Origin of the sequence: Acinetobacter sp. RIT698 (assembly GCF_009668065.1) — a bacterium.
Lineage (GTDB): Bacteria > Pseudomonadota > Gammaproteobacteria > Pseudomonadales > Moraxellaceae > Acinetobacter > Acinetobacter guillouiae.
Genome location: NZ_WJYH01000057.1, coordinates 1 through 25,066 on the forward strand (window position 1 = coordinate 1; position 25,066 = coordinate 25,066).

A 25,066-nucleotide genomic window follows, 5' to 3' on the forward strand; every position below is an offset into this window, starting at 1 on the left:
ATTTTTTATTCAAGGCTTGCGGATTTTTCTAGGGTTGAGGATTTTTCACTGATGCCCTATTTCTGAGTTTGCTCGTGCTTTTATCCAGTCACTAAATGCTTTAACTTTAGGTAATTCATTATTTTTCAATGATGTAATATAGTAGTGCTGATCACATTTTAAATACATGTTTTTAAATGGCATTACCAGCTCACCACTTTCCAAGTCTTTTTCTACTAGTTTTTTACGTCCCATGGTAATACCCAAGTGATTTTTAGCAGCAATTAAAGCCAGATCAGATCGGTCAAAACTCATCTCTGAAGAATGATCCATATTTACATTAAAATGCTGCGTCCAACTGTTCCATTCATCTGCGCCTGTGCCGTTACTCCATGCTTGGCAGTCATGCAGCAATGTACAGTTTTTTAAGTTGTCTAGATGATCGTAGAGGTTAAATTTTTCAGCATATGCAGGACTACATACGGGGATAATATATTCGTCCATTAAATACTGATAATTCAACTGAAAAGACGGTTGATTGTCAAAATAAAGCGCAATATCAATTCCGCTACGTTGAAAATTTACATCCTCATTGCCCGTTAAAACTGAAAGTTGAATCAATGGATAGCGTTGGATGAAATCAGGCAATTGGGGCACTAACCAACACTGAGCAATCGATGGTCTTGCATAAATCGTGAGTGAGCCGACAAGTTGCTGATTTTGCAGTGCCTTAATTTCAACATTTAACGAGTCTAATGAAAATTGTAAAGCAGCTAAAATCCGCTGTCCCTCCGTGGTTAACTTTACTTTACGATGCAAACGTAAAAACAGTTTGATATTAAGTTCTTTTTCTAACAAATTAATTTGGTGACTTACCGCACTTGGGGTTAAAGACAGTTCTTCAGCGGCAAGTGCAAAAGACTCATGTCTTGCCGCAACTTCAAATGTATACAGTTTTGAGAGCTGAAAACCAGTTAGATTTTTATGTGCGTTGGTCATGCATTTTTCCTTTTTGCTGAAACAAAATGATTGATCACATGCTTCTTGCTGTCCTATGCCCATATAAATAACGTATAAATCATTTAAAAATCAAAATTTATTTAGGATTTATTTTTCAAGTGAATTATTTTAACCCCTAGATCAAATATCATCGTTTGACGGATTTCTCTGGTTTAACTTCAATAGACAAAGAACAACTTTTGTCACAGAGATATATGGTATGGAAACCAATTTCGTGGATGTCGGTATATTATTAACCAGTATCGGGTTAATAATTTTCACTATTTTAAAATTTAAACTGCATCCCTTTTTAGCTTTGCTTCTGGCAAGCTTCTTTGTTGGTGTGGCAATGAAAATGCCATTACTGGATATGGTCAATGCAATTGAAAATGGGATTGGAAGCACCTTGGGTTTCCTTGCTACAGTCATTGCATTGGGTACCATTCTCGGCAAAATGATGGAAATCTCTGGCGCTGCTGAACGTATCGCCCTGTCTTTGCAACGGTGTCACTGGATATCCAGTGATGTGGTCATGGTGTTGATTGGGCTATTTTGTGGCATCACTTTATTTGTAGAAGTTGGTGTGGTTTTATTAATTCCCTTGGCTTTTTCTATAGCGCAGCATACCAAAACCTCTTTGTTTAAATTGGCTATTCCATTATGCACAGCATTAATGGCTGTACATTGTGTGGTACCGCCACACCCTGCCGCACTTTATGTCACCAATAAACTAGGGGCTGATGTCGGTACCGTGATTATTTTTGGCTTAATGGTGGGTTTAGCCGCTGCACTGGTTGGTGGCCCACTGTTTTTAAAATTAGTTGGTCAACGTTTACCGTTTAAACCCGTACCTGTCGAATTTTCAAAGCTTACCTTAAAAGAAGAACATAGCTTACCCTCTTTAAAAATCACCTTATTTACGGTATTTCTTCCAATCGGGTTAATGTTAATCAAAACAGTGGCTGAATTAAATAGTCATACATCCACTCAGCTTTCACACATTTTAGGCTTTATCGGCAATCCGATCACCGCCATGTTTATTGCGGTATTTGTTGCCTACTACACCCTTGGTCTACGTCGTAATATGCAGATGGGAAGCTTATTAAAAGCCACAGAAGACTCATTTTCTGCAATTGCCAACATCTTATTTATCATTGGGGCTGGTGGTGCATTTAACAGTATTTTAAAAGCCAGTGGTTTAGCTGACTCAATGGCTGTTACGCTTTCCCACTTGCATATGCATCCAATTTTACTTGCTTGGTTGGTTGCGCTGATTTTACATGCAGCTGTAGGCTCTGCCACTGTTGCAATGATGGGTGCAACTGCAATCGTTGCGCCAATGTTACCGCTCTATCCGGATATTAGTCCTGAAATCATGGCGATTGCGATTGGTTCAGGTGCCATCGGTTTTACCATTGTGACAGACTCTCTATTTTGGTTAGTCAAACAATACTGTGGTGCTACATTAAACGAAACCTTTAAATACTATACCTCTGCAACTTTCCTTGCCTCCCTCACCGCATTGGGCTGCACCTTCCTGCTTTCTCATTTTATTTAAGCCTTTAGGAGTATTTTATGAACGCTCAACAGATTAATCAGCTGATTGCCCAATATCCAATTGTTAAAGACCTTATCGCACTCAAAGAAGTGGCGTGGTTTAATCCCAATTTTACCTCACTGGTAGAAGGGCTGCCCTATGTCGGGTTGGACCAAAAAGATATTGATGATGCCAGTGCACGTTTGACACGCTTTGCACCCTATTTGATGAAAGCCTTTCCAGAAACAGCGGCATCTCAAGGTATTATAGAATCCGAACTGGCAGCGATTCCTCAAATGCAGCAACAGTTGGAACAGTATTTTGGACAATCGATCCATGGTCAATTATGGCTTAAAAAAGACAGCCATCTTCCAATCTCGGGATCAATTAAAGCGCGTGGTGGCATCTATGAAGTGCTTTGTCATGCTGAAAAACTTGCGATTCAAGCACAACGTTTAAACATTGAGGATGATTATGCAAAACTGGATAGTCCAGAGTTTAAACAGTTTTTTAGTCAATACAGTATTGCGGTCGGTTCTACAGGCAATTTAGGCCTTTCTATTGGTATCATGAGTGCAAAATTAGGCTTTGATGTGACTGTGCATATGTCAGCAGATGCGCGTCAATGGAAGAAAGATAAGTTACGTGCGCACAATGTCACAGTAGTTGAATATGCTGAAGATTATGGTGTTGCCGTAGAACAAGGCAGAAAGGCAGCATTAGAAAATCCAAACTGCTTTTTTATCGATGATGAAAACTCACAAACCTTATTCTTAGGTTATGCAGTTGCTGGGCAGCGTTTAAAACAACAATTAGAACAAAAAAATATTTTGGTTGATCAACAACATCCTTTATTTGTTTATTTACCTTGTGGTGTTGGCGGAGGCCCCGGTGGCGTTGCATTTGGCTTAAAAATGGCCTTTGGTGATCATGTACATTGTATTTTTGCCGAGCCGACCCATTCACCTTGTATGTTACTCGGTGTTGCAACAGGTTTACATGATGAAATTTCAGTTCAAGATCTGGGTATAGACAATATCACCGCTGCTGATGGCCTCGCTGTTGGGCGAGCATCTGGCTTTGTTGGTCGAGCCATGCAAAGGTTATTAGACGGTTTTTATACATTAACGGATGAAACCATGTATGTACTCTTGGGCATGCTCAATGATGCAGAACAGCTTAAATTAGAACCTTCTGCGTTGGCGGGTATGCTTGGACCAATTTTGACCAATCAACATCGAGACTATGCCGCGCTACATCACTTTAGCCAACAGCAATTGGAAAATGCTAATCATATTGTCTGGGGGACTGGAGGAGGAATGGTTCCAGATGAAGAAATGGAAAAATATTTAACCCAAGCGAAAGCCTATAAAAAATAATTTGTATAGCCTTGATTCTCACAGACCTTGATCTCATCAGAATCTGGGGCGATAGCAGATAAATAAAGTGATTATTCTCTATCGCCCCCAATTAAAGACTTGAGTCAGGATTTTCTATCTGGAATTAAACGATCCCACCATTGACTCGAAGGACTTGGGCATTGACCCAATTACTCGCTTCATTTACGGCGAAATCCAACACTGCGGCAATATCTTCTACAGTGCCTAAACGCTCTAAAGGTGCAGCTTTGCTTAACTGAGCAATCAATTCATCACTTTTGCCTTCAAGAAAAAGTTCAGTTGCCGTAGGCCCAGGTGCAATTGCGTTTACCGTAATATTTTTTCCTCTTAACTCTTTGGCTAAAATAGCTGTTAAGGATTCAATAGCAGCTTTTGATGCAGTATAAACACCATAAGTTTCGAGTTTCATCCCCACCACACTGCTGGATAAATTAATAATTTTACCGCCCTTTTGCAGTCGCTTAGCAGCTTCACGCATGGTATATAAAGGGCCTTTAATATTAATTGCTAAAACTTGATCAATACTTTCATCGTCTAATTGTTCAATCTTACTTAATTTCAAAATCCCTGCATTGTTGATCAGCACATCCAATCGACCATAGGTTTGAATTGCATAATCAAATAATGCAGTCACTTCATTAGAATGGCTGATGTTGGCTTTAAATAGACTCGCTGTTCCGCCTAACGCTTGAATACTGCTCAAGACATGCTCCGCCTCTTTATCGTTACTGGCATAATTGATAATGATCTTATGGCCTTGCTGTGCCAATAAGCTGGCAGTAAATGCACCAATTCCGCGAGAAGCGCCTGTAATTAAAATCACTTTTTCTTGCTGTGTATGATCTGTTGTATGCATCGTAATGACCTCATGGAATAAAATATACCTCTAATCGCTTCTATGATACTGTTCAGATAAAACCAGATAATCTAGTTAAACCTGACATCTTTATCCGAATAAATCGAACAATTGGAATGGCGTATGGATAAACTCAATGCAATGTCTGCTTTCGTCAATGTGGTTGAACAACAAAGTTTTACCAAAGCAGCACAGATCTTAAATTTGCCACGTTCAACCCTGACCGATGCAATTAAACAATTAGAATTCCAACTCAATACGCGCTTATTGTTGCGTACCACTCGTCAGGTAAAAGTAACCGATGAAGGTCATATTTATTATGAGCGCTGCAAATATATCTTGGGTTATATCAATGAGTCTGATCATGATTTTCTTGATGCAAAACCTCAAGGGCCTTTAAAAATCGCAGTTCATGGTATTTTTGCTGCGCATTTTATTCTGCCAAAATTAGATGATTTTTTAACTGAGTTTCCACAGATACAGTTGCAACTCACCGAAAGCGACCGTTATGTAGATCTGATAAAAGAAGGCATTGATTGTGTCATTCGTATAGGTCAGCTCAATAACAGTGAGTTAATTGTCAGGCATCTGGGCGATATTCAACAAGTGACTTTAGCCAGTCCAAAATACTTAGAAAAATATGGCACACCACAACGCTTAGACGATCTGAAATCACATTTTATGGTCGGATTTTATTCTTCTGCTCGACAAAAGCCACTGCCGCTTGAGTTTGTGACAGGCAAGAAAACACAGTTTTTTGAATTGCCGTTAAAGATTCAAGTCAATGGTGCAAATACCTATGCAGCAGCAGCCAAACAGCATTTTGGCATCATCCAAGCACCACGTTATGGTTATTTATCTGAGCTAGAGCAAGGCACACTTTGTCAAATTTTAACTGACTATCCTGTTCCATCCCTGCCTATTTCTTTACTTTATCCATCAAAAACACTGGTTTCACCACGACAAAAAGTTTTTATCGAATGGATTGTGCGATTGTTTCAGGATAATCGATTGCTCTAAGGTATAAAATTAAAAAAATTATCAAGACTTCTGTCTATATAATCCCCCCTACTTAATTCATCTAATTGATTTATATCAAGTCATTGATCATAAATAGAACTTATGTTTTTGAATAAAATTTTATACACAATTGGTTATCAATTTGTTTTTTGTACTTTTGAATCCTAGATGGTTATTCTACCGCAGGGCGACATGGATGTCGCCGTTGGGCGGGGGTACAGGACGTACCCCTCGCCAAACAGAAGATTTTTGTCATCTTTTCATCTCTGAAAAGTGAGGCATCGCCTACGCAAAGCTATTTAAACTTTGAATGTAAGGTGTGGCATTGTAAGCTTTTTATAATCAAATAATTTACCTACCCATCTATTTGATTTAATTAAAAATATTAATTAAATCAAATAATATTCTTGTGTATGAGTTTTTGACAGGTTGACCATAAAGACTAACCATAAATAGATCATATTGACTCATCTTAATTTGTATTCGTACGCTTAACATTTTCTAAATCTAAGGCTTATACACCAACACTCAATTCCTGACTCCAAGTTGAATCAGGTTGTTGATAAAGATGCCAACACATATTTTTAACCGAATCCATCAGGACAACATTCTGACTATCCCAACTTTCCAACATACAATAAGTGATATGGATACCTTTAGGATGAAACTCTCTTGCCAAAGATTGTGCCAATGCCCGAATACTGGCAAACATACTCTGAGTTAAGCCACTATTTTCAGCAATCAGGTTGGGCTGTGTTCCTAGAAAGATCAAAGTTCCTTGTGACTTTATCAGCATCTGTCGAATGATCGCTTGGGCAATATTTACCGCAGCCAAACCAGTGTTTTGCCAAAGATGTTCGATCTGTTGGGCTGAAGCATCGGAATTCGACAATGATTTTGAAAAATCAGCTTGGAAAATACACAGTTCAATTGAATGCCCTGTTCGTTGAATATAGCCAACTAAATTTTTTAAAGCAGTCGGATTGATCAGATTCAAACGAACCCGCTTTAGACCTGAATCTTGTTGCTCAATCTTTAGATTAGTTTGCGTAGGATCATGCTGAACTTGATATACAGGCATTGTGCTGTTGTGTGCTTGATCCACAAAAAGCTGGCTGAGCGAGTGAGTTTCATTGCCAATTACAACGATACAGCCCTGTAGTTTGGATTTTTTTCTCAGCAATGGAGGAATTAAATTGTACATATTAGAATTTCTCCTGATAAGGACGTAAATCCAGCTCATGGGTCCATAAATCACGCTTTTGTTGATAAAGCATCCAATAATTTTCAGCAATCGCTTGGATATTTAAACCACCTGTGCCTCGTGTAAGTCTCAGTAAGCGTCCTAAACCAAATACCGCCTTATTGACACGATCACCATCGACCATGCCATCAACAATAATATGTGCAACATGGATGTTTTGAGGCTTATACATCTGGGCGAGATGCATCGCATAATTACGTAATGCGGATTTGCCCATGGTAAATGCCGCAAAAAAAGGTTTACCACGAAGAGATGCACTTGCCCCGGTAAAAATCAGTGTGCCATATTGCTGTTGTTCAAAGATTTTTAAGGCTTGTTGCGACACTAAAAAAGCCGATAAAAAAGTAGAACGCCACATTTGAGTAAAAAACTGAAGAGAGGTCTTTAAAAAAATTGAGGGAATATTGCCCCCCACATTATGAATAACAGCGACGAGATGCTCCTTTTGCGCATTCCTCTCCGCAAAAAAAGCCTGTACTTGTTGTTCATTTTCAGCATCCAAAGCATGTGCTACGGCATGTCCACCCTGCGCATTGATCGAATCAGCCACGGCTTGCACTTTCGCTAAAGTACGCCCCACAACATGTACTTTTAATTTTTCTTGAGCAAAACGACGACAAACTGCTGCTCCAATTCCTTGTTCAGCACCTACGCCCATAACAACCACACATGGAAGTGTTGCTATATTTTGAGATGTTGCATTCTGCGTATTCATAGCAAGTCTAACCATTGAGCAATAGAAGGATAAGCTTTAATTTTAGCGCCCCAAATTTTACTGGTGCGGACAATCTCTAAAAGCTGCGAACCTACTGCAATATCAGCCAGTGTTTTAACCTCGCCAACCAGCCATCCTGTTTGCGCCAACACCAATTCGATACGCTCTAAATGACGAGTAAATTCCGCTTCAATATCCTGCTTAGCCATACGACCTGTACCTTGCATTTTAAGTTGCAGGTTTAATGTTGCTTTGAGCAAGGGTTTTAACAGATATATTTCATGTTTGGGGCGACCTTTTGCACTCATTTCAACCGCATGATCTAAGGCATCAGCATCACTGACACGAAAGTGCACCTCATAGAAATATAACAACTCGTCTGACCAATCTTCCCAAAGCTCAACATAGGCCTTTTGTAAAGGATCTTCAGGATATAAACGTGGTAAGTCTGGGTAAGCATCATCAAGATAACGTGCAATACGAGTACTGTCCTGAATACGTTGACCATCAATATCTAGAACAGGAACCTTGCCTGCTTTACTGAGCATTGGCACTTTTGCACCCAGTACACCGTTATAATCCACAGTCTTATAAGCGATCCCTTTAAATTGCAACATTCTGGCAACTTTTTGGCAAAAAGGAGAGATTTCCCATTGATGTAATACAACTGAATTCATTTTATATTCTCAGCTTAACTTTGGGTCGATTGACATTCGATGAGCTACATCACAGGATCAGCACTTAATACTTCAAAGCTCTGATTTAAAGCCCTGATCCAAAAATTCTAGTCCAAAACCATAATGCAGAAATAGAATCTTTCAACGACGGATGATCATATTGGTTGCTGTTGCATGTGCATACAATTTTCCTTCTTCATCTCGAAGATAGCCTTCTGAAATGACTAAGTTTTTCCCTACGTTGATGACTTTACCTTCAGCAATTAACTTTTTATTAAACGGCATCGGACGGCACATTTTTATCGCAAGATCAGTGGTTCCATAGCCCTCACCTGCAGCCAAGACGGTATGTGTGGCACAACCTGTCACTGAATCCAATATCGTTGCGGCAAAACCACCATGTACTCCACCCAATGGATTGCTATGACGTTCATCCGCAATGGCCATAAATACAATGCGACCATATTCAACGTCTCCGACTTCCTCCATCCCCATGGTTTTTGCAATACCAGGCGCTGGCACCAGTCCTTTTTGGAATGCTTGCATAATTTCTAGGCCAGTCATATTGAGTGGATTCATCACTATTTCCTATTTTGATAAATAAAATATTTATTGGATAAAGCTTGATTGCTCAGGGGATAAACCAATTTTTACTTTAGTTTGCGCGACAATTTCGGATTCATCAGTATCATTCGGATGAAAATCAAACTGATAATAAGAGAAAAATTGTGGTACCAGCTTACGATAGGCTTGCACTGTAAACCCAGCAAACTTAGTCCAAGACTTAAGGTTTAATAATTGTTTGTCTCTCGACATCAACACCACTTGATATACATTAGAAAATAGTGTGATCAGCACAAGACTAAATGTAAAAATCGCCACGCGAGGAATGTAGGCATCTAAGCCCTTGCCATATAAGTATTCATACATGTCATAAGCCACAGCCTTATGTTCGGTTTCTTCAACGCTGTGCCATAACCATAAATTACGAATAGTAGTATCAGTCATTAATTCATTGACATTTTTCATCATCTCCACCACCAACACGGCGGTGTAATGTTCCAGACCCACAGTCACCAAGAGATTCCATTTTTTAGGAAAAGTACGTTCTACCGCTTTTAATATGATCCCTGTGACTTTTTCTAAGGATTCAGGATCTAAACCATATTGTTGTGCACTGACATGAAAAGCATGATGTTCTTTAGAGTGCATGGCTTCTTGTCCAATAAAGGCACCAATATCACGATCTAATTGTGGGTTGTTTTTAATTTTTTCACGTAAAGCGCGCACTGAACGGACAAAGTACGATTCACCTTCAGGAAAAAGTGTCGATAGACCTGTGAAGTAATGGGTAAAGGTTGGTTCATCATTACACCAATACTTGGGCATATCCTGAAATTGATAATCCATGCGACGTACTGGAAATGATGCAGGTGTTTTTTGCTTTGATTTTTCTTTCACCGCTGATATAGACATGGTTCACCTCAAGAATTTATCTTAAAATAACAAGTTCCAAAAAAGAACTCATTGAGTTAAAATAATCATCCATGCTGATCTTGTCAATGGTCTGAATATGCTAAAGCTTCAGGTTGTCCTTAAATGACAGTATCATTCCTATAAAGACAAACTGTAAAGACAAAAGATAAAACCAAGCTGTCAAAATAACATGATGATGAAATAATAAAGTAATAAGTTAAGGGCTGAACACCTTGAAATGAATGATTTAATTACATGAATTTTATCTATTTCAAACAATCTTAGAACTTTACTGATGATCCAAAATGTATGTAGACAATCAGCTTTTTCAGTACTTGCATTCGCATATAAATAATTCTTCCTATTTGTGTTTTGAGAAAACATATGAACAAAAACATCCCTCTTACTTTAAAAAGTTGTTTGATCAGTTTAGTACTTATTAGCATAGTCGGTTGTGGGACTGGCGCTGATTCCGCAAATAATCAATCTGAAATCAATCAACAGAAACAGACTCCCTCATCATCAAATCAGCATAAAAAGCATGCGGCTAAAGATCAAACAGGAAAATTTATTGCGATTTACCAACCCGCTAGAAATGCCCAAACCAAGATCGAAGAAAAATTCTGGCGCTCGAATTATTTATTAGAAGACTTTGCGGAATATATGAACAGTTATATCAATATACCGCAGGATATCAAGGTGATTGCCAAAGAATGTGGTGAAGTGAATGCATTCTATGATGCTGATACTTCCACAATAGAGATGTGTTATGAATTAGGCGAAGAACAAAGAGAGCTATTTTCTCAAGCAGGTGCTAAAGGTACCGAACTTGAAGATGAGCTGTTTCAAAGCGCACTTGGTACTTTGTATCATGAGGCAGGCCATGCCTTGATAGATACACTTGCATTGGATATCCCCTATAAATTCGAAGAGGATTATGCTGATCAAGTCGCTGCTTATATCCTAACAACTTATGATGAAGATAAAGATTATTTAATTTCTATTTCAGACTCTTATGGGTTAGAGCAACAAGGGCCAGCCGTTTCAAGAAAACTTACACCAGAGGGGCACTCACCTGAATGGGTAAGAGCAGAAAATTTCTTATGTTATGTTTATGGGTCTGACTCGCAAAAATATGCGTATCTGGTCAAAGAAAAATACTTACCCAAAAGCAGAGCACTGGGCTGTAAAACTGAATATTCAGCATTGGTTCAAAGATGGGATGCTTTGCTTAAAAAACATTTAAAATAAACGGCCGTCAATAAATGCAGGAACCATTCATTCCTGCAATATCCTGCATGCTCAGCTATAAATTTAAATGCTGTTCTGACTCTTCGCATTTTCACACGTTGCCTGATCATTCATCCTATAAAAATATGACTAATAAAATTAATCTTTTAAAAGCAAAATGCTTAGGGTCTGTTGACATTTCATAAATGGCTTGCGTTGTAGGTTAAAATTGAGCAGGCAAGGCATGAAACGAAGAGAATAGCGAGACTATTTTCGAGTTTCATAACGCAGACTGAGATAATTTTAGCCACAACCCTTCGGGACTAGCGTGTTTTTTGCCGCTACGTTGTTACCTTGCGAAACGATGTTTCTCATCATTTAGAATGACTAAATTTCGTATTTCGCGCCTAGTATCGCCTAAAAAACACACGTAGTCGCAAACTTAGACGAATTGTCAACAGACCCTATTTGATATCTTAGATCTCAGCAACAATTCAAATTAAAGTTAAACGTCACACCTAATCTCTACATCAAAACCGCTTAAATTCTCTCCAGTTTTATTTTCTACTTTTATCTGGATTTTTGCCTCGATTTCTAGCGCTATTGCCATGTCAATGATTTGTCATAAAGATGACACCTTGCTGTCACAAGCGCTGTCTAATGTGTGGGCATCTTTATTATGGACGAAGCACATGTTAAAAAAACCGAAACGATGGTTATCGTACATTTATATTTTCCCCATTTTACTGGCACTCACCGCTTGTAATGATTCAAATGATGATCAGGCCACTACACAGCCTGATGGATCTAAAAAACCATTAATGCGTTGTGCACCATAAACATAAAAATACCAAAGGGAAATATTGTGATTAATCGTCGTCAATTTTTAGCAAATACACTTAAAACAAGTTTTGGTGCTGCTGCCTTATCTACATTTCCAGCCAGCATTCAAAAGGCATTGGCTATTCCTGCAAATAATAAAACAGGAACCATTCAGGATGTCGAACATGTGGTTATCCTGATGCAGGAAAACCGCTCATTTGACCATTATTTTGGTACATTAAAAGGCGTTCGTGGTTTTGCCGACCGCTTAACCATTCCTTTGCAAAATGATCGTACTGTATGGCAACAACAACGAAGTAACGGTGCCTTATTAACGCCTTTTCATTTAGATGGATCAAGTAATAATGCACAACGTGCACCCGGTACAAACCATACTTGGGTGGATAGCCAAAAAGCTTGGGACAACGGCCGTATGTCAAACTGGCCAACCCATAAAACTGATTATGCAATGGGTTATTTTAAAGAGCAGGAAATCCCTTATCAGTTTGCTTTAGCCAATGCTTTTACCATTTGCGATGCATATCACTGTTCAATGCACACAGGTACAGATGCCAATCGTTCATTTCATTTAACGGGCACCAATGGCGCAGTACCGACCAGTACCGCATTTGTGAATAATGAATGGGACTGGATTGATGGTGATCCCCAAAACGTTGATGTCGGCTACACATGGAAAACCTATGCTGAACGTTTAGAAGAAGCAGGTGTTAACTGGATTTGCTATCAAAACATGCCGGATGAATGGGGCGATAACATGCTCGGTGCATTCCGTACCTTTAAAAAAGCCAATATTGCTTCAGGCTATCCAGTTTCAAGTGGTGGTGCGCCGAATAGCCCATACAATAAAGCAGCGCAACCATTGCCTTATAAAGCTTATGATGCCACAACCGATAATGCTAAAAATCCACTGTATAAAGGTATCGCAAACACCCTGCCCGGCAATAAACCCGAAGAGTTTTTAGATGCTTTTAAAAATGATATCAAAACAGGCAAACTCCCCCAAGTGTCTTGGATCAATGCACCTTCTATCTATTGTGAACATCCAGGTCCATCAAGCCCAGTACAAGGTTCTTGGTTTATTCAAGAAATCTTAGATGCTTTAACAGCAGTGCCAGAGGTTTGGAGTAAAACCGTTTTCTTGATCAATTTTGATGAAAATGATGGTTATTTTGACCATGTTCCTTCTCCATCTGCACCGACCTTACAAGCAGACAATACTTATGCAGGTAAATCCACACTCAGCCAAGCTGATATGCAGCATGAATATTATCTACATGACGCGCCACTAGGCAGCAGCAGCCAGCCTAAAAAAGACAATGGTGTTTATGGACCGGGCCCACGGGTACCACTCTTTGTAATTTCACCATGGAGTCGTGGGGGAGTGGTTAACTCTCAAGTGTTTGATCATACGTCTGTATTAATGTTTTTAGAACAACGCTTTGGGGTAAAAGAAACAAATATCAGCCCTTATCGTCGTGCGATTTGTGGTGATTTAACCTCAGCATTTAACTTTAAAACCCCAAATGAAGATGTATTGCCAGAATTAAATGGTAAACAAACCCGTGAGCAAGCAGATCAACTTCGTTCAGCTCAGCAGAAATTACCAAATGTTCCGATTCCAACCAATTTACAACTTCCAATTCAAGCCAGTGGTATTCGCCCATCTAAAGCATTGCCTTATGAATTACATACCAGTGCACGTTGTCAAAATGATGGAACAGTTAAACTCTTGTTCTCGAATACAGGGACTCAAGGCGCAGTTTTTCATGTCTATGATAAATTAAATCTCAGCCGTGTCCCACGTCGTTACATTGTAGAAGCGGGTAAAACACTGGATGATGTTTGGAATGTGAAAAAGGATAATCAAGGCTTATACGATCTTTGGGTAATGGGACCAAATGGTTTTCATCGCCATTTCAAAGGTGATTTGAATCGTAATCAAAGCCTGCAAATCAATCCTGAAATTCGAGTGTGTTATGATATTGCCAATGGTAATGTTTATTTAGACCTGACCAACATGGGCACAAAAGATGTTGAATTGGTCATTAGCCCAGTCGTCTATCGTAGTGATGCAGCGTTAAAAATCACTGTAAAAGCAGGTCAAACATCAACGCGACATTGGGAACTGAAAGATACATGGCAATGGTATGATTTTGCCGTAACCTGTACTCAAGACACTAAGTTTTATCGACGCTTTGCAGGACGCGTTGAAACAGGTGCAGATTCTGTCAGTGATCCAGCGATGGTTTAATATTTAAAGAATTTTGAATATTCAAGTTTTTAGATTATTAACAATGAATCAAATTTGACAGCATCCCAGCTTTATTTAAAACTGGGGTGCTTTTTTATAGTGCTTGCTTAGGAACACGTCACTCCTTCCATCACCACAGCTTTATTGGCTTCTGTCGCAACAACAGAAGCGGCAATCGCTTCGACAACCTTACTCAATGACTGTCGTGAAACACTGACTATATCAACAATTTTATCGCCATCTGCACCAACTGCATCGGTAAATGCCATTCGACAACTGAGTTGTCGGTTAGGCAACACTGCATTTTGTACACCTGTTGGCTGATTTAAGGGTCTGGCTGGATCATCACGTTTAATAATCCAAGCAACTGCCACCTCAATATCCCGATTCATCGAACCCATTAACGAACGTGTGTTGGAGTGTTCGATAATATCAAAGCGAGAAAAGTCGGTTGCAATACGGTAAGAGACTTTACCACCCGTCATACCACTGCTGTAACGATCGACAGCACCTAATTTCTGTTGCAAACCCGCGGACAAACCATCACGTAACTCTGCCCCCAACGTGGACGTCCAGCGTTCATTATCCAATACATTAGATTTACCACTGCTGTCCTGTAAGACTAAGGGGGCCCTGTTTAAACGGTCGGGTAATCCCACTGGCAGTACTTCAATCACCCGTACATTTGAACTCACCAACGGTTTAACCGTTGGCGTCAAGCTATAGTAGTTTGGTGTAGGCGAACTGGAACAGCCCGTTAAACCCACAACGGCCAATAACAGAGCACAACCTGCTCGACTAGACTGCGGCAAATAGGACAGAAAATGTGAGCTATTTTTTTTATTTAGCATTCTTAACCTCAGGCGTTTTCCCACGAATGAGTGATTCTGGGTGTTGTTCAATATAGTCAGCCATTAGCTGTAAAGATGCGGCAGCACGTGTCATTTGCTGTAAAGCACGGCGTACATCCTGTTGCATTGGCGCATCACTGGATAGAATGGTTTCAGTAGAGCGCATGGTTTTACGTACATCATCCAAAGTCGCCTGTAGTCCTGGCGCAACTTTGCCATCCAACTGTTTCACCAATTTATCTGTAGAGCTAATCGCTGAATTCATATTATTGAGGGTTTTACGTACATCCTGCCCAATTTCCACCAATGGGAATTTATTCAGTTTATCCGCAATTTGCGATACTTGTGCTTGTAATCCCTTCAACTCGGTTGGTGTGGTTGGAACCTCAATCACACCATTTGATCTGATGATTAAGTTTGCTGGTTTTGCTTTAGGGAATAGATCAAAGGCGATATAGTTCTGCCCTGTCAGTAGATTTCCGGTGCGCATCTGAGCACGCCAGCCTCTTTCGATAAAGCGTTTAAAAATAACACCATCAGGATCAAGTTCTTTGCCATTGGCTAAACGAGATGGATAAATGACCCCCTCAGCCCGCATCCGAATCTGAGTATAATTTGCATCAAACTCCGCATTAATCGACTGAATATTACCAATTTCAATCCCCATAAAGTCAATCGGTGCACCTGCCGACAAGCCACGTAAAGACTGATCAAAATACATAATGATACGGTGTGGATTGCCATCTGGTTCTTTCAAAGCTTCAGTACGAGAATCCCATAAATTAAAACGACTTTGATCCGAAGCAACAGCAGCATGAGAATTCTCAGGATAACCGAAAGCAATCCCGCCAGCGATAATACTCACCAGAGACTGGGTATCTAGCTTAAATCCTGATGCACTTAAGCTGACATCGACACCACTGGCCTGCCAAAAACGCGCATCTGTGGTCACAAACTTATCATAAGGTGCTTGAATAAAGGTCTGTAACTCAACACTCTTACCATCTTTGGCCAACTGATAAGCCGTGATTTGACCCACATTGATCTGACGATAATAAATAGGAGAACCGATATCCAGTGAGCCTAGGTTATTGGCTTTGAGGAAAAAGATTTTACCCGGTACATCTGATGAGATGACTGGAGGAACTTCTAAGCCAGTGAACTCATCCTGTTTTTGTTCTGCCTTACCGCCATCAACCTCAATATAAGCACCTGACAATAAGGTATCAATTCCGGAGACACCACTAGCACCAATGCGTGGGCGAACCACCCAGAAGCGTGAGTCTTTTGCAGCAAAATTACTGGCATCCTTACGCAGTTCAATTTTGGCAATGACATGTGAATGATCATCGGCAAGATCAATTTGGCGAACAAGACCGATATCCACTTGTTTAAAACGAACAGTCGTCTTACCTGCAACCAGCCCTTCAGCCGTTCTAAAAGCAACATTAATGGTCGGGCCAGTATCTAATACCGCTTTGACTGCCAACGACAGACCTATAAGCAAGGCAATAAACGGAATCAGCCAGATCAACGATGGTCGCCAGCGTCCTTTATTTTTCTCAGGTTCAGGCAAAATCTGCTGCGTTTCATCTACAGCATGAGGATCCTGATGATCTGAGCTTTGGTTATTGGTTTTATTTTCAGACATACACACCCATCATTGTTTTATTGACTGGAATTGGATAAATCATGATTCAAGGGAGGATGATCCACGTGAATCACATCTGAGCCTTGCAGGGAAAGCCCGTTCTTGTTGTGCGTATTCTGGGCAGCAGAATAATTATCCCAAATAATACGCGGGTCAAAACTCAGTGAAGCAAACATGGTTAAAACCACCACTGCACCAAAAGCAACCGCGCCCGGCCCAGCGAGAATAGTTGCCAGTGATTGAATCTGAATCAAGGCGGTCAATAAAGCCACCACAAAAACATCAATCATCGACCATCGACCGATAAACTCAACAATCCGATAAAGCATTGAGCAATGCTCAGGTGAAAAGTGCAATCGTTTAGAAGACTGCATTTTTACTGCAATCAACAGAAAACACAGAATTAAAAGTTTTAACATGGGAATAAAAATACTGGCCATAAAAATAACAGCAGAAACCAAATAATCCCCATTCTGCCAAAAATAGATCACACCACTCATGATCGTATCTTGCTGACTGCCTAACAAAGAATCTGTGACAGTCATCGGAAGTACATTGGCTGGAATATATAAAATACTCGCCGCAATCACCAAAGCAAGGGTTCTGTCTAAGCTCTTTGGTTTACGTTGATGCAGCACACTATGACATTTCAAGCAATGTGAAGCATGTTTTGTTTCAGCCTCTGGAAGCTGTTTATTGAGCGTTCCACAGCAATGACAAAGCACCAAAGACAAATCTTTGGCTCTTGGGTATTGCAACGAATTTTTATTGTCTGTATTCGCTGAGTATTTTGAAAAATTAGCCTGAGACTGTTCAGTTTTCATGAGAGTCTCCTGTCGATCTCATCCCAAAGATCTTTGACTTTTACTGAGGCAATATAAACCAGCAACACACTCAGTATGGAGAATCCCCATAATGCAACGCCCGGAATCACCACAACCATACCGACCAGTTTAACCAAGGTAACCAATACCCCGATCAAAAATACTTCAACCATTCCCCATGTTCTAAATAAAAACAGGGTACGAAATGCTGCAACTAAATAACGTGGCCGAACTTTAAAAAAATGAACTGATGAAAGGACATAGAACAGCAGCAATAAATCCAATAGAGGCACCACGAAAGTCGTGATAAGAATCAGCACACCTACGGGCCCTTGCCCTGCATGAAACATTGCCCATGCAGCACCCAGTAATGTTGTCTGGGAATCATTACCCTGCAATTCCACCTTAACAATCGGGAAACTATTGGCAATCACAAATACGATCAGCGCTGTTGTTACCATTGCCAGTAAGACACTAAATGGTTTGCTTTGCCGATAAAGCTCAGCACCACAACAGAGACAATAAGCACGCTCACCTTGGGTCAGCTGAATTCGATGATAGAGCGTGTCACATTCCTCACAGGCAACCAGTGTTTGCGGTTCAATATCACCATTTTGAATCAATGCTTGCTGATTCAAGGGCACAGAAACTGGCGAAAAGGAGGACGGCTCACGCATAGAACATCAACACCATTTTATAAATTCTTTTTAGACCGAAGCTCATCTTGCTATATTTTACTGAGATGTATACAGATGAGTTGTGATATTTTTTGATGATATCCTGTTGGTTTTATATAAACAATTGATCTGGCGAAATCTAGTCTAACAATTGACCATGCATTTTATCTATACGCAATAGCAAGCGCCTATTTTGACATGATTAAAGACACAGTCGTTGCACCAAAAAATCGATAAAGACACGAGTTTTTGCAGGTAATGTTCCCGTATTCGGATAGAGCAATTGTACATTTTGCACAGGTAAATCAAAATCAGCTAACACCCGAGTTAAACGATTTTGCTGAATATCTTCATCGACCAACCAAGCTGGCGATATCGCAACACCCAATGAAGCAAGTGTCATCTGGTGTATCGCTTCTGCCGAATTAGATTCATACTGACTTCTAACAAAAGGCAATGTATGTTTTTCACCTTGATCATTTTGTAAAACATATTGCGCATCCTGCCAATTCAATAAGCGATGACCAATCCAAGGAACCTGTGCTAAATCAGCAATACTATTGATTGGATAACGTTTTAAAAATTCAGGGCTGGCAACCAAATAAATCGGATATTCAGCAATTTTTCGTGTCCGCATGGATGAGTCTTTTAAGTTTCCCAACCGAATGACCAAATCTAATTTTTCAGTGACTAAATCATCTAAGGAAGAATTAAATGAATATTGTAGCTGTAATTGAGGATATTGGCGGCAAAACTCACCCAGCAAAGGTAAGATGAATTTCCGTCCAAATTCATTGGTCGATGAAAAACGCAATATACCTGTGATACTTGTGGCTAAGTTTTGACTGCGCTCAAAAGCTTCTTCGATTTGCAATTGAATGTGTTTGAAATCCTCATAAAAGCTTTTGCCTATTTCAGTCAGTGCGATATTACGCGTATTACGAATCAGCAAACTCACATTTAAATGCTGTTCTAAATGCTTGATATCAATACTCACCATCGATCGACTTAACCCCAAAATCTCCGCTGCCTTGGTAAATGATCCTGAATCAACCACTTGCAAAAAACTTATAATCTGTTTTAGGTTTTTTTGCATAATCACACTGATTGTTTGAAATTATTAAACAATGATTTTACTTCGCATGCATCGACAATAAAAGGCCTGAATCGTACCCTCCTGCATCTTGGAGGTCGCTATGTCATATCGCTATAAAATAGCAACAGTGTTTTTACTTGGGTTCTTTATTGATTGCATCAATATTTTCATGTCAGCAATTGCCTTACCCGATATAGCAACAGCTTTCTCAGTCAGCCCATCGATGGTTGCATGGGTAAGCAATGCTTATATTTTGGGTTTGGTTTTAATCATGCCCATGAGCTTATGGTTAGCAAGCGTATTGGGTGATCGGAAATTGCTGTGTTATTCAATGCTGCTTTTTTCCGTCAGCGTTTGGTTGATTGGCATGAGTGAATCAATCCATAGTTTAATTTTTTGGAGATTTGTTCAGGGTGTGGCTGGTGGATTATTAATCCCTGTCGGTCAAGCATTGGTATTTGCACTGTTTCCAAACCATGAACGGCAACGTATCTCCACAATGATCATGGCAATTGCATTAATTGCACCAGCCTTTTCACCAACGATTGGCGGCATGATTATTGATGCTTTATCTTGGCGTTGGGTATTTTTCGCCAATATCCCCTTTACCGTGATCACTGCTTTTTTAGCATGGCGATGGATCAAAGAAAATAAAGCTAAAACGTCCGGGAAACCTGACTTTTTAGGACTGTTTATGGTCAATGTCAGCCTGTTGTGTTTGTTACTCTCTTTCTCATTATTTAACGATTACCATAGTGTTGTACTCGCGATCAGTAGCTTTCTGCTTTCCGTCACAATGCTTCTGATTTATCTCAAATACGCGAAAGGATCTGCTCATCCGATTCTTAATTTGCAATTGTTAAAAAATTATAATTTACGCAATGCATTTATCGTTTATTACGCAGTACCCGGTATTTTTACTGGTGTGAATTTACTGAATATCTTTAATTTACAACGTAACCTTGGGTTTAATGCAAAACAGACTGGCTTATTTATGCTGCTCTATGCAGTAGGCGCATTGGTAACGATGACCAGTGGTGGACTTCTCTATCGCCATCTCGGTAAAAAGCAGCTCTTTATAATCGGTATTACGCTACATAGTTTAGGAATTTCACTGCTGTTCTGGGTTTCAAATGCCAATGATTTAAGTACCTTAATTGTTGCTTATCTACTGATGGGAATGGGTGGTGGTCTAAGTGCCAATACTGCCCAAATCAGTGCCCTCATCGATTTTAACGGCCAAGACTTATTACAAGGCAGTGTGCTGTGGAACATAAATCGACAAGTCGCTTTTAGTTTAGGTACAGTTGTCCTTATTTCAATCTTTAGTCTATTGCCTGCTGCAAATGACTTAATACGTTATCAGCAAACTTTTTTGCTTGCAGCTGTACTGTGCCTCTTATCATTAATTTCCATTTTCAAGGAGAAAACCCATGTCTAATCCTATGGACAATGCATTAAAACATGTCATCGATTTACATATTTTGATCGAAAACGTATTTACAGGTCAAAATGCAAAAGAAAGTCTAAATCAACTCTTAGCCAGTTTTGATCCAAATTTTAAAATGATTACGACGCAAGGCAATGTCATTGGTTTACCCGAAATAAATGCCTTGTTTAATCAAAATGTAGGTAATAAACCTGCGTTAAAAATTAAAATCTTGAATACGCGTGCTTTATTTGAAGCAGACAACCACTGCTGGATTCAATATCAAGAACATCAACAAAGCCATGAACCTGATACATTACGGATATCGACGGCTTGTATCAAAGTTGAATCAGGTCAATGTTATTGGGTTTATTTACATGAAACATTGGTCAATTTAGCCTCATCGAGTTAGATACTACATGCTCTAAAGACTGCTAATAAAATTCAGCAGTCTTATATTATTCATCGATCTACCTAGCTGAATTAAGTGCAAAGTAAGTGGCTTTATCTTATAGTGATGTAAAGTCCCAATTATCCTCAGCATAAGAGAATAAAATAATGGAAAAAAATAGACACAATAAGCATTGGAAAAATCAACAAATACGACCTGATAAATTTCAACCTTAAATAAAAAAATCCCATGAATTAAAATGAGCTCATCACATTGATTGAGCAATCCACCAATAAACCCAGCTTCATATATTATTATATTGTGGAAAGTTTAAAATCGTTGGATTTATAAAGACCAAAAATGAATGTATTAGAACTGATAAAATTTCTGGGTCATAGCAGTGTCTATGCAGAATTTAACGACTTCTTGACTCAGCATGATGTAAACAACCGACCAAAAATCAGTCGCGCATTGGACACCATTATTGCAATCCAAGGACAAGGGCTTTCGATGTCTTTTGATATTGATGCCGAGGCAAGCGGAATCACACCCAAAAGTGAGGGAACATTTATATTTAGCCAACTTGAAATACGACTATTTGGCGATGAAAAGAAAAACGGCCTTTATTCTGGCCCACTCCCCTATGAGCTCAAAGCAAATGACAGTAGAGAAGCTATTGTAAAGAAGCTTGGCACACCAAAACGTAGAATGCCTGAAATTGATAATTACTATATAGATGGCGTTGTTTGGACCGTCGCTTTTGACGGAGATCATTTGGAGTTCTTGCAGCTGAGCATCCCCAGCAATGGGAAGCGAAAATATGGACTATGCCCTTAATCACATTGCACTTAATCCATACTCTAATTTTATAACAAATAGATCTTCTTGCATTTCCTTAATGTTCATTGATTTATTTGATGATGGTTTATTAAAAATTCTTTTCATCACAATTTACTTAAACCCATGCTCTTCACCATTACACTAAATTAAAAAACGGTTCTTTAAATATCAAAGAACCATTTAGTAATACAGAACCCTTAGAACTTAAAGCTATAATCTATATTTAAACGAGTTTCATTGGCTGAGTGAAAGACCATATTGGTTGGCATATCATTTCGGTAATGAGAAAAACGTGCTCGCATGCCTAAGCCTTTTAACTTCCCTTCTGGGATTTTATAAGCTAAATCCAGCTCCATCGATTCTTCTTTAAATCGTTTATCGCCATAACTAAGTAAATCAATATCTTGCCCTTTGGCATAGCGGGTCATAAAACGCAATCCATTGAGAGAAATATCAGCTAATTTTACATTTTTAAAATCATATTCATAACGCAGTGAATAGACTTTCTCGTCTTTATTGGAATAATCAGAGCTCATAAAATCAAGCACCACTGGACTTTCTGTTCCCGATAAAAATGGTAAACCTGTCGAACCAAAGGCCTGCATATAACCCAAAGACAGGGTATGGTTTTGATAATTTAAACCAAATAATCCACTTAAATGCTGATTATCTACATCACCAATTTTTTGTCTACCTGCCTCCTCACTATTGAAAAATCGTACATCGCTTAAAAAAGTTAACTGTTCATTTAAAGGCTGTTTACCATTGAAACCTAAGAATTGCTGTTGGTAGATATCGTGCAATTCAGCCTGATAAGCACGGATTCGATATGCATCATTGAGTTGATAAGCGCCACCAAAACTATAGAAGTAATCTGTTGTTGCGGCTCGATCAAAACGGCGATTGATATTGTCCGTACCGACATCACTATAATGAATCGAATCACGCTGTCGCACTTGGTCTACATAAAAACCTTCCAATTGTAACTTTGGAATTTCATTGGAAACAAACCGAGCACCTCGATAAGTTTGAGGGAACAAACGCGCAGGTGAAGAAAAAATCGTGGGCAATCGTGGAACCAAATCCCCCACAAAAAGCTCATTTTTCTTAAATTTTGCTTTGGCCGTCAGCCCTATTTTCCCATAATAATCATCTCGTGAATTATCTGCATTTACAGGTAATAAGTTACTCCGTACGTAGTCATCGGCTCGATCTCCAATTAAGTTAAATCCAGCCATTGCCAATACATCAACACCAAAACCAACTGTTCCATCGGTATAGCCCGATTGACCATTAAAGATAATACCTTGTGCCCAATCGCGCGCAGCAGTATAAGGGTATGGATCTTGTTTATAGTCTCGGTCAAAGTAAAAATTTCTAAGCGTTAGCTCTGCACTGCTGTCTGTCACTAAATCGGCATGCGCCAGAGCACTAAATAATGGGCAAAAGTATACCCACACCCACAAGGATGTTTTTTTCATTTCTTTATCTCAACTATTTAATTTTTAGAGGATTAAGTTGTTGTTTTAAGCGTATAGGCTGCTTCATTTTTATGTCGATAAAATGCATTACCTAACATTAAAATAAGTACAATTGCCAAAATAAATACCACCCCGTAATATGCATAAAGCGTGGCTGGCGCTAAACCTTTATCTAAAAAAACGCCTGCTATAGTTGGTGATAAAATGGCACCAATACGTCCAAAACCGATGGCATAGCCTACGCCACGGCTACGAATATCGGCGTCGTAAATTGTAGGTGAAATAGAATATAAACCAGCAATACAGCCATTAATCAGCGTTCCAAGTAATAGGCCAACAATCAATGCCACGCTCACTTGGGCCGAGACAGCCACGAATAAAAACACACATGCGGCAGTTAGTCCTAAAAATAGACTTAAGGCATAGAAGATTTTGATACGGGATGCCAGCAAACCAATAATTGCTGCACCAAAGATCCCACCAATACTAATTAAAATACCTGTGGTAACCCCTTGTTCAGATGACATTCCCATTGAAATTAAAATTTTCGGTGTCCAACTCATTACAAAATAGAAGCCAAACATTACGAGAAAGAAAGCGCCCCATAGACACAATGTTTGAAAGCCCTGTTGCCCACCAAATAATTTAGCAAAATCTCCGCCACCCTTTGCATCACTTTTTGCATAATCAGGTAAGGCATCTAGATGAGTTAAGCCCATACGCTGTAACACTGAGTTCATTCGCGCTAACGCTTGTTGCGGTCTTTTTGCCAACAAATAATCTAGGGACTCAGGCAATAACCATATACTCACCAACAGCATTGCAATGGTTGTGATCCCACCTGCAAGGAAAATCGAGCGCCAGCCTAAATGTTCAATCAGTGTCAGTGACAATATCCCACCAAGTGTGGCACCAATCCCATATCCTGTAGACATTAAACTTACCGCAAAACTTCTCCAGCGCGTATTAGCATACTCACTGGCCAAAACATTGCTACTGGCAAGAATACCGCCAACCCCAATCCCTGTAACAAAACGAAGGACTGCCAACATGCTATGACTATTGACAAAAGCACATGCCAGCATGCTGATTCCAGCGATCACCAAACAAATTAAGATCAGTAAACGGCGACCCATTTTATCGGCAAGTGGTGCCAGAAAAATCGAACCAGCAGCCATACCAAATAGACCAGCACTTAATAACAAACCGATTTGAGCACCAGAAAGCGACCAATCCGCTGAAACTGAAGGTGCGGTAAATGCCATAACCATGACATCAAAACCATCAATAATATTGAGGAAAACACAAATCAAAATCACAAACCATTGATAGCGGCTCATCTTATTTTGACTTATCTCACCAAGCACATCTCTTTCCATTTGTGTATCTCCCAATCTGGATAGGATATACACACGACATTACTGAACTGCGTCGTTGGGTGGTTATGCATATCCGTATCCATAATTACCTAGAGGAATAATTTAATTTTTAAAACTCGTTTTTGAACAAGAATATTTTTTTGGAGCGTCCTGCTCTATTTCATCTTGATTAATTGGATCCAAAAAATCAATAGCATTAT

General features: G+C 39.5%; 23 protein-coding genes. 9 read left to right on the plus strand and 14 right to left on the minus strand.

Going from position 1 to position 25,066, the window contains the following annotated elements:
• Positions 1-45 precede the first annotated feature (45 nt).
• Positions 46-978: a DNA-binding transcriptional regulator DsdC gene (gene dsdC / locus GJV03_RS18595; protein WP_004717679.1), complete on the minus strand. Its 933-nt coding sequence runs from the start codon at positions 976-978 to the stop codon at positions 46-48.
• Between the two features lie 220 nt (positions 979-1,198).
• Between dsdC and dsdX the strand changes: the two genes are divergently transcribed.
• Together dsdX and GJV03_RS18605 are read left to right on the plus strand one after the other, a co-directional pair.
• Positions 1,199-2,536, plus strand: a complete 1,338-nt coding sequence (gene dsdX, locus GJV03_RS18600) for a D-serine transporter DsdX (RefSeq protein WP_154130792.1) — start codon at positions 1,199-1,201, stop codon at positions 2,534-2,536.
• A gap of 17 nt (positions 2,537-2,553) precedes the next feature.
• A complete protein-coding gene (locus GJV03_RS18605; RefSeq protein ID WP_154130793.1) occupies positions 2,554-3,894 on the plus strand; it encodes a D-serine ammonia-lyase in 1,341 nt (446 codons plus the stop codon).
• A 124-nt stretch (positions 3,895-4,018) separates the two neighbouring features.
• On the opposite strand, the gene GJV03_RS18610 is transcribed toward GJV03_RS18605, so the two are convergent.
• A complete protein-coding gene (locus tag GJV03_RS18610) occupies positions 4,019-4,771 on the minus strand; it encodes an SDR family oxidoreductase (protein WP_096734926.1) in 753 nt (250 codons plus the stop codon).
• A gap of 123 nt (positions 4,772-4,894) precedes the next feature.
• On the opposite strand from GJV03_RS18610, the gene GJV03_RS18615 reads away from it, so the two are divergent.
• Positions 4,895-5,791 (plus strand): LysR family transcriptional regulator, encoded by an 897-nt coding sequence (locus GJV03_RS18615; RefSeq protein ID WP_154130794.1) that lies wholly within the window; start codon positions 4,895-4,897, stop codon positions 5,789-5,791.
• Between the two features lie 514 nt (positions 5,792-6,305).
• On the opposite strand, the gene GJV03_RS18620 is transcribed toward GJV03_RS18615, so the two are convergent.
• The 5 genes from GJV03_RS18620 to GJV03_RS18640 form a co-directional block, all read right to left on the minus strand.
• A complete protein-coding gene (locus GJV03_RS18620) occupies positions 6,306-6,995 on the minus strand; it encodes an oxidoreductase (RefSeq protein WP_154130795.1) in 690 nt (229 codons plus the stop codon).
• Between the two features lies 1 nt (position 6,996).
• Entirely contained in the window at positions 6,997-7,770 is a 774-nt protein-coding gene (locus GJV03_RS18625) for an SDR family NAD(P)-dependent oxidoreductase (protein ID WP_105713478.1), read from the minus strand.
• Entirely contained in the window at positions 7,767-8,447 is a 681-nt protein-coding gene (locus GJV03_RS18630; RefSeq protein ID WP_105713477.1) for a glutathione S-transferase family protein, read from the minus strand. The genes GJV03_RS18625 and GJV03_RS18630 overlap by 4 nt, the downstream gene beginning before the upstream one ends.
• 141 nt (positions 8,448-8,588) lie before the next feature.
• Positions 8,589-9,026, minus strand: coding sequence for a PaaI family thioesterase (locus GJV03_RS18635; protein ID WP_004717695.1), 438 nt, complete (start codon positions 9,024-9,026; stop codon positions 8,589-8,591).
• A 30-nt stretch (positions 9,027-9,056) separates the two neighbouring features.
• Positions 9,057-9,923, minus strand: a complete 867-nt coding sequence (locus GJV03_RS18640) for a metal-dependent hydrolase (RefSeq protein ID WP_154130796.1) — start codon at positions 9,921-9,923, stop codon at positions 9,057-9,059.
• A 384-nt stretch (positions 9,924-10,307) separates the two neighbouring features.
• On the opposite strand from GJV03_RS18640, the gene GJV03_RS18645 reads away from it, so the two are divergent.
• The 3 genes from GJV03_RS18645 (at position 10,308) to GJV03_RS18650 (ending at position 14,247) form a co-directional block, all read left to right on the plus strand.
• Positions 10,308-11,174 (plus strand): DUF4344 domain-containing metallopeptidase, encoded by an 867-nt coding sequence (locus GJV03_RS18645; protein WP_154130797.1) that lies wholly within the window; start codon positions 10,308-10,310, stop codon positions 11,172-11,174.
• 671 nt (positions 11,175-11,845) lie between these two features.
• Positions 11,846-11,992, plus strand: coding sequence for a hypothetical protein (locus GJV03_RS21555; RefSeq protein ID WP_166781954.1), 147 nt, complete (start codon positions 11,846-11,848; stop codon positions 11,990-11,992).
• A gap of 26 nt (positions 11,993-12,018) precedes the next feature.
• On the plus strand, positions 12,019-14,247 hold the full coding sequence (locus tag GJV03_RS18650; RefSeq protein WP_354666872.1) for a phosphocholine-specific phospholipase C: 2,229 nt from the start codon (positions 12,019-12,021) through the stop codon (positions 14,245-14,247).
• Between the two features lie 107 nt (positions 14,248-14,354).
• Here GJV03_RS18650 and GJV03_RS18655 read toward each other — a convergent pair whose 3' ends face one another.
• From GJV03_RS18655 to GJV03_RS18675, 5 genes are all read right to left on the minus strand, one after another.
• Positions 14,355-15,098 (minus strand): ABC-type transport auxiliary lipoprotein family protein, encoded by a 744-nt coding sequence (locus tag GJV03_RS18655; RefSeq protein ID WP_154130799.1) that lies wholly within the window; start codon positions 15,096-15,098, stop codon positions 14,355-14,357.
• Complete coding sequence (locus tag GJV03_RS18660; protein ID WP_354666873.1) at positions 15,088-16,755, minus strand: MlaD family protein; 1,668 nt, start codon at positions 16,753-16,755, stop codon at positions 15,088-15,090. The genes GJV03_RS18655 and GJV03_RS18660 overlap by 11 nt, the downstream gene beginning before the upstream one ends.
• Before the next feature lie 11 nt (positions 16,756-16,766).
• Positions 16,767-17,573 (minus strand): paraquat-inducible protein A, encoded by an 807-nt coding sequence (locus tag GJV03_RS18665; protein ID WP_154130801.1) that lies wholly within the window; start codon positions 17,571-17,573, stop codon positions 16,767-16,769.
• Positions 17,570-18,250, minus strand: a complete 681-nt coding sequence (locus tag GJV03_RS18670) for a paraquat-inducible protein A (RefSeq protein WP_154130802.1) — start codon at positions 18,248-18,250, stop codon at positions 17,570-17,572. Before GJV03_RS18670 ends, GJV03_RS18665 begins: the two co-directional genes overlap by 4 nt.
• Positions 18,251-18,452: 202 nt before the next feature.
• Positions 18,453-19,346, minus strand: a complete 894-nt coding sequence (locus GJV03_RS18675; RefSeq protein WP_154130803.1) for a LysR family transcriptional regulator — start codon at positions 19,344-19,346, stop codon at positions 18,453-18,455.
• Positions 19,347-19,446: 100 nt separating this feature from the next.
• On the opposite strand from GJV03_RS18675, the gene GJV03_RS18680 reads away from it, so the two are divergent.
• The 3 genes from GJV03_RS18680 to GJV03_RS18690 all read left to right on the plus strand — a co-directional run bounded on the left by GJV03_RS18680 (position 19,447) and on the right by GJV03_RS18690 (position 22,003).
• Complete coding sequence (locus tag GJV03_RS18680; RefSeq protein ID WP_154130804.1) at positions 19,447-20,787, plus strand: MFS transporter; 1,341 nt, start codon at positions 19,447-19,449, stop codon at positions 20,785-20,787.
• Positions 20,780-21,187 (plus strand): hypothetical protein, encoded by a 408-nt coding sequence (locus GJV03_RS18685; RefSeq protein WP_154130805.1) that lies wholly within the window; start codon positions 20,780-20,782, stop codon positions 21,185-21,187. The genes GJV03_RS18680 and GJV03_RS18685 overlap by 8 nt, the downstream gene beginning before the upstream one ends.
• A 339-nt stretch (positions 21,188-21,526) precedes the next feature.
• Complete coding sequence (locus GJV03_RS18690) at positions 21,527-22,003, plus strand: hypothetical protein (protein ID WP_151957504.1); 477 nt, start codon at positions 21,527-21,529, stop codon at positions 22,001-22,003.
• Between the two features lie 200 nt (positions 22,004-22,203).
• On the opposite strand, the gene GJV03_RS18695 is transcribed toward GJV03_RS18690, so the two are convergent.
• Positions 22,204-23,487, minus strand: coding sequence for an OprD family outer membrane porin (locus GJV03_RS18695; RefSeq protein ID WP_154130806.1), 1,284 nt, complete (start codon positions 23,485-23,487; stop codon positions 22,204-22,206).
• Between the two features lie 32 nt (positions 23,488-23,519).
• Positions 23,520-24,866, minus strand: a complete 1,347-nt coding sequence (locus tag GJV03_RS18700) for an MFS transporter (RefSeq protein WP_154130807.1) — start codon at positions 24,864-24,866, stop codon at positions 23,520-23,522.
• Positions 24,867-25,066: the final 200 nt, after the last annotated feature.